Genomic DNA, 6,212 nt, shown 5'->3' with positions numbered 1-6,212 from the left:
GGCCACACCCCGCCCGGGCGGCACCCCGTGCACCCGAGGGGCGTGGCACGCACTGTGAAACCCCGAAAGGAACGTCCGTGTCCGCTGGTGCACGTCCTGCTCTGGCCCGGTTCGCCAGATCCGCCCCCCGTGTGGCTGTCCTCGCGGTGGCGGCCCTCGCCCTCGCCGCCTGCGGCGGAGGGACCGAGAAGACCGAGTCGCCCTCCGCCTCCTCCTCGGCCCCGGCCGACGGCGGCGGCAAGCCCGCCGCGTTCCCCGTCACGGTGGCCCACAAGTACGGCTCCACGACCATCGACAAGGAGCCGAAGACGGTCGTCACCCTCGGTCTCTCCGACCAGGACGCCGCCCTCGCGCTCGGCGTGAAGCCGGTCGGCGCCGTCGACTGGTTCAAGGAGAAGCCGTACGGCAAGTGGCCCTGGGCCAAGGAGAAGTGGGGCTCGACCCAGCCGGAGATCGTCGGCGAGCGCGACGAGTACAACATCGAGAAGATCGCGGCGCTCAAGCCGGACCTGGTCATCGCCCAGTACTCGGGGATGAAGAAGGAGCAGTACGACACGCTCTCCAAGTTCACCAAGGTGGTCGCCCAGCCCAAGGAGCACCCGGACTACGGCGCCCCCTGGCAGCTGATGACCCAGCAGATCGGCAAGGCGCTCGGCAAGGACGCCGAGGCCGCCAAGCTGATCACGGACATCGACGCCCGCTTCAAGGCCGCCCGCGACAAGCACCCCGAGTGGGCCACCAAGACACTCGCCGTCGCCGACAGCTTCGAGGCCGGCAAGTACTCGGCGTTCACCAAGATCGACCCCAAGTCGATCTTCTTCCAGGAGCTGGGCTTCAAGCTCAAGCCCGAGATCGACACGCTCTCCAAGCCCGGCTTCAACGTCGCCGAGCTGAGCGCCGAGAAGCTGAACGTCCTCGACGTCGACCGCCTCGTCTGGGTCACCTCCAGCACCGAGGCCAACGACCGCATCAAGGCGGAGCCGCTCTACAAGAAGCTCAAGGTCCACCAGGAGAAGCGCGACCTCTTCGTGCCCTACCAGGACCCGGACATCGGCGCCGCGTTCTCCTTCAACACCGTCCTGTCGATCCCGTACGCCATCGACGAGATCGAGCCGCTCCTCGCGGCCGTCAAGTGACGCCCGGTCGCTGACGCGCCCCGGAGCCACCAGCTGACCCCACCGGCGGCGCGGCGGAACCTCTCGCCGCGCCGCCGGTGGTTCACGTCGCCAGCCGCCTGCCACGCACCCCCAGGGAAAGGCCACTTCGTACGATGTTTGACGTCGAGCCGTCGGACCGGAACACCCCCTCCGGTCTCCCCGTCACCGGCGGGCAAGCCGGCATCTGGCTGGCCCAGCAGCTGGAACCGGACAGCTCCGCCTACAACATCGTGTTCGCGCTGCACCTCCGCGGAGCCGTCGACCTCGACCGCCTGACCGCCGCCGTCCGCCAGGCCGTCGAAGAGGCCGAGTGCCTGCACGTACGGATCACCCCCGGCGACGACGGTGAGGTCGGCGGGGACGGGGCGGGTGCGACGGACCGCGCCAGACGCCCCGCACCCGCCCCGTCCCCGCCGACCTCACCGTCGTCGACCTGCGCGAGGCCGCCGACCCCGAGGCGGCCGCCGCCGCGTGGGTGGCCGCCGACCGCGACCAGCCCGTCAACCTCGCGCTCGACCCCCTCTTCGCCCACGCCCTGCTGCGGCTCGCCGACGACCGCGTCGTCTGGTCCCAGCGCTACCACCACATCGCCCTGGACGGCATGGGCGTCGCGCTCATCACCCGCCGGGCCGGCGAGCTGTACACGGCGGGGGACACCGCCGCGCCCAGCGACTGGTCGCTGTCCCGGCTCGTCGCCGCCGACCGCGCCTACCGCGCGTCCGACCTGCACGCCGCCGACCGCGCCTGGTGGCTTGAGCGGATGGCCGGCCGGACCGAGCCCGTACGCCTCGTCGACCGGGCCACCACCCCCATGACCCGACGGCTGCGCCGGACCGCGGAACTGTCCCCCGAGACCGCCGCGCTGCTGGACACCGCGGCCCGGACCACGGGCGTCCGCACCTCCCGCATCCTGCTCGCCGCCGTCGCCGCCTACCTCCACCGCGCCCGGGGCGAACAGGACCTCGTCCTCGGCCTGCCGGTCGCCGCCCGCGGCGACGAGGTCTCCGCGAGCGTCCCCGGCATGGTCTCCAACATCCTCCCGCTGCGCCTCGCCGTCCGCCCCGGGACCACCGGCGCCGAACTCGTCGGCCAGGTCCGCGAGGCCGTCGCCGAAGCCGTCGCCCACGGGCGCTACCGTGCCGAGGACCTGGCCAGGGAACTGGGCCTGGTCGACGGCGTCCCGGAACTCGTCGGCCCGACCGTCAACATCCTGCCCCGCTCCGACGGCCTCCGCTTCGACGACCACCCGGCCGAACTCCGCCCCGAGTGGCTCGGCCCCGTCAGCGACCTGGCGTTCAGCTTCGCCGAGAGCGAGGACGGCCGCGGGCACACCGTCCACCTCGACGCCGACGCCGACGTCTGCGACCCTGCCACCCTCGCCGACCACGAGCGCCGCTTCCTCGCCCTCCTCGACGCCTTCGCCGCCGACCCGGACCGGCCCGTCGGCCGCATCGAGCTCACCTCCGCGGACGAACGCGGCCGCCTCCTCGACGAGTTCGGCGTCTCCCCGTGCGAGGCACCCGAGCTGTCCTGGCCCGCGGCGTTCGAGCGCCAGGTCCGCCGCAGCCCCGAGGTCGTCGCGCTGGTCTGCGAGGACCGGGAACTGACCTACGCCGCACTCGACGACGCCGCCGACCGGCTCGCCGCCCTGCTGCGCTCCCGGGGCGTCGGGACCGAGGACGTCGTGGGCGTGGCCCTGCCCCGCTCTCCCGAGCTGGTCGTCGCCCTGCTCGCCGTGATGAAGGCCGGCGCCGCCTACCTGCCGCTCGACGCGGACCACCCGCAGGACCGCATCGCCTACATGCTGTCCGACGCCGGGGCCCGGACCGTCGTCACCGTCCGCGACCTCGCCGGCGCGCTCCCCGACACCGAGGGCGTCGCCCACCTGCTGCTCGACGCCCCGGACACCGAGGCCGCCCTCGCCGCCGCCACCCCGGCCGGCGCCGCGCCCGAGGTCGCCCTCGACCAGGCCGCCTACGTCATCTACACCTCCGGCTCGACGGGCCGTCCCAAGGGCGTCGTCGTCTCCCACGACGGCGTCGGCAGCCTCATCGCCACCGCCACCGAACGGATCGGCGTCACCGCCGACAGCCGGGTCGTCCAGTTCGCCTCCGTCGGCTTCGACGTGACCGTCTGGGACCTGATCATGTCGCTCTGCGTCGGCGGACGGATCATCGTCGTCCCCGCCGAGCGCCGCGTCGCCGGCCCCGCGCTCACCGAGTACATCGCCCACCACCGCGCCACCCACATGATCCTGCCGCCCTCGCTCGTCTCCGCGCTCCCGCCGGAGTGCGAACTCCCCCCGGGCGCCGTCCTGGTGGTCGGCACCGAGGCCGTCCCCAGCGAGCTGATCGCCCGCTGGGGCGACCGGCTCCGGGTCGTCGTCGCGTACGGGCTCACCGAGGCCACCGTGAACTCCACGCTCTGGCTCGCCGACCCCGACCGCCCGGGACCCGCGCCCATCGGCCGCCCCGACCCCAACACCCGGGCGTACGTCCTCGACACGGCGCTCCGGCCCGTCCCCGTCGGAGCGGAGGGCGAGCTGTACGTCTCCGGGCGCGGCCTCGCCCGCGGCTACCTCGGCCGCCACGCCCTCACCTCGGAACGGTTCGTCGCCGACCCGTACGGCGAACCCGGCACCCGCATGTACCGGACCGGTGACCGGGTCCGCTGGGGCGCCGACGGCAACCTGGAGTTCCTCGGCCGTGCGGACGGCCAGATCAAGATCCGCGGCCACCGCGTGGAACCGGGCGAGATCGAGAGCGCCTTCATGGCCTGCCCGGGCATCGCCCAGGCCGCGGTCCTCCCCCGCGAGGACCACCGGGGGGTGAAGCGCCTGGTCGCCTACCTGGTCCCGGAGGCGGTACCGGGAACGGAGGCCGGAACGGGCGACGGGACCGAGGTCGCCGAGCAGACGGGCGCAGCCGCCGGCGACGCCCCGGCCGCCGGCGTCGACCCCGGCGCCGTGGCCGCCGCGCGTGCCCGCGTGGCCGACGCGCTGCCCGATCACATGGTGCCGAGCGCCGTCGTCGTCCTCGACCGGCCGCTGCCGCTCACGCCCAACGGCAAGCTCGACGCCAAGGCCCTGCCCGAGCCCCGCTGGACCTCCCTCACCGGCACCGACACCCCTACCACTCCCGCGGAGTCGACCCTCGCCGGGCTCTTCGCCGAGGTCCTCGGGCTGCCGGCGGTCGGCGTCCACGACAGCTTCTTCGAGCTCGGCGGCGACAGCATCGTCGCCATCCAGCTGGTCAACCGCGCCCGCGCGGCCGGGCTCGCGCTCACCCCGCGCGACGTGTTCCGGAGCCGTACCGTCGCGGCCCTCGCCAGGACCGCGGGCGAGCCCGCCGCGTCCCCCCGGGCCGCCCGGGAGACGCAGCTCGACCGGGACGCCCTGCCGGTCTCCCCCCTCCAGGAAGGGTTCTTCTTCCACGCTGAGTTCGACGACCGGGCCCAGGACCTCTACGTCGTCCAGGAACTCCTCGACCTCGCCGAGGACACCGATCCCGACGGCCTCCGCGGCGCCCTCCAGAGCCTCCTCGACCGGCACCCCCTGCTGCGCGCCTCCTTCCGGCAGCTCCCCGGCGGCGAGGTCGTCCAGCGGCTGGCCGAACGGGTGACCCTGCCGTGGCGCGAGGCCGACACCGCCGAGACCAGCCTCGACGACATCCTCCGCGCCGACCGCGCCGAGCGCTTCGCCCTCGACCGGCCGCCGCTCCTGCGCGCCACCCTCGTCAAGGACGGCCGCCGCCACCGGCTCCTGCTCACCCTCCACCACATCGTCGCCGACGGCTGGTCGGTCGCCGTCCTGCTGCGCGAACTCACCGACGCCCACCGGGGCGCCGCACTCCCCGAGCCGACGGCCCCGGAGCCGTACCTCTCCTGGCTCGCCGGCCGCGACCGCGACACCGCGCGCGAGGCCTGGCGGGAGGCGCTCGCCGGGCTCGACGGCCCGACCCGGCTCCCCGTGATCGGCGCCCCGGCCGACGGGGCCGGGGAGCCCGCGCGCCCCGAGCACGTCGACACGCGCCTGCCCCGCGACCTCACCGACGCCCTGAGCGCCTGCGCCCGGGCCCGCGGACTGACCCTGAGCAGCGTCTTCCACGGACTCTGGGGCCTGCTGCTCGGCGGCCTCACCGGCAGCCGGGACGTCGTCTTCGGCACCACGGTCTCCGGCCGCACCACCGAGGTCGCGGGACTGGACGCCGCCGTCGGCCTGTTCATCAACACGGTCCCGGCCCGCGTCACCCTGCGCCCCGAGGAGACGCTGACCGAGCTGCTCCACCGCGTCCAGGACGAGCAGGCGGCCCTCCTCGACCACCAGCACCTCGGACTCGCCGACATCCAGCGGACCGCCGGCGGCGGCGAACTCTTCGACACCCTCGTGGTCTTCGAGAACCACCCCGGCGGCGCGGCCGGTGAGGGAGCCCCGGCGCCCCTCGTCACCGGCGCCGAGGTGTTCGACGCCGTGCACTACCCGCTCGCGCTGACCGTCGAGCCCGCCGCCGACGGCCTCCTGCTCCGCTTCAAGCACCACGCGGCCCGGATCGACCCGGTCGCCGTGGCCGTCCTCGCGCACCGCTTCACGTCCCTGCTGCGGGCCCTGGTGGCCGAGCCCGACCGGCTCGTCGCCCGGACCGACCTGCTGTCCGCCCGCGAGCGCGCGCACCTCCCCGAACTCAACGCCACCGCCCACCCCGTCCCCGAGGCCACGCTCACCTCGCTCATCGCCGACCGGGTGGCGCGCACCCCGCACGCCCCGGCCGTCGTCTTCGACGACACCACCCTCAGTTACGCCGAACTCGACCGGCGGGCCGAGGACGTGGCCCGCCGCCTCCGGGCGCGCGGCGCGGGACCCGAGCGGTACGTGGCCGTCGCCGTCCCGCGCTCGGCCGAGCTCATGGTGGCGCTGCTGGGCGTCCTCAAGGCGGGCGCCGCCTACCTCCCGCTCGACCTCGACTACCCCGCCGACCGAGTGGCGTTCATGCTCGCCGACTCCGGCGCGCGGTTCGTCGTGACGACCACCGGAGCCGCCGGACGCGTCCCCGCCGAGGC

The 6,212-nt window shown here is 74.6% G+C and carries 2 protein-coding genes and 1 pseudogene; all 3 read left to right on the top strand.

Going from position 1 to position 6,212, the window contains the following annotated elements; all coding sequences use genetic code 11:
• Positions 1-131 precede the first annotated feature (131 nt).
• Positions 132-1,136, top strand: coding sequence for an iron-siderophore ABC transporter substrate-binding protein (locus EAO70_RS07430; RefSeq protein ID WP_148002216.1), 1,005 nt, complete (start codon positions 132-134; stop codon positions 1,134-1,136).
• A 134-nt stretch (positions 1,137-1,270) separates the two neighbouring features.
• Positions 1,271-1,450, top strand: a pseudogene (locus EAO70_RS38990) (condensation domain-containing protein); the annotation flags it as partial.
• Between the two features lie 140 nt (positions 1,451-1,590).
• The coding region (locus EAO70_RS07425; protein ID WP_261992736.1) for a non-ribosomal peptide synthetase at positions 1,591-6,212 on the top strand (4,622 nt) is incomplete at its 3' end.

The organism is Streptomyces sp. adm13(2018) (assembly GCF_008042145.1).
GTDB lineage: Bacteria > Actinomycetota > Actinomycetes > Streptomycetales > Streptomycetaceae > Streptomyces.
The sequence above is the reverse complement of the archived record's forward strand: the minus strand, read 5'-3'. Positions and strand labels throughout refer to the sequence as shown.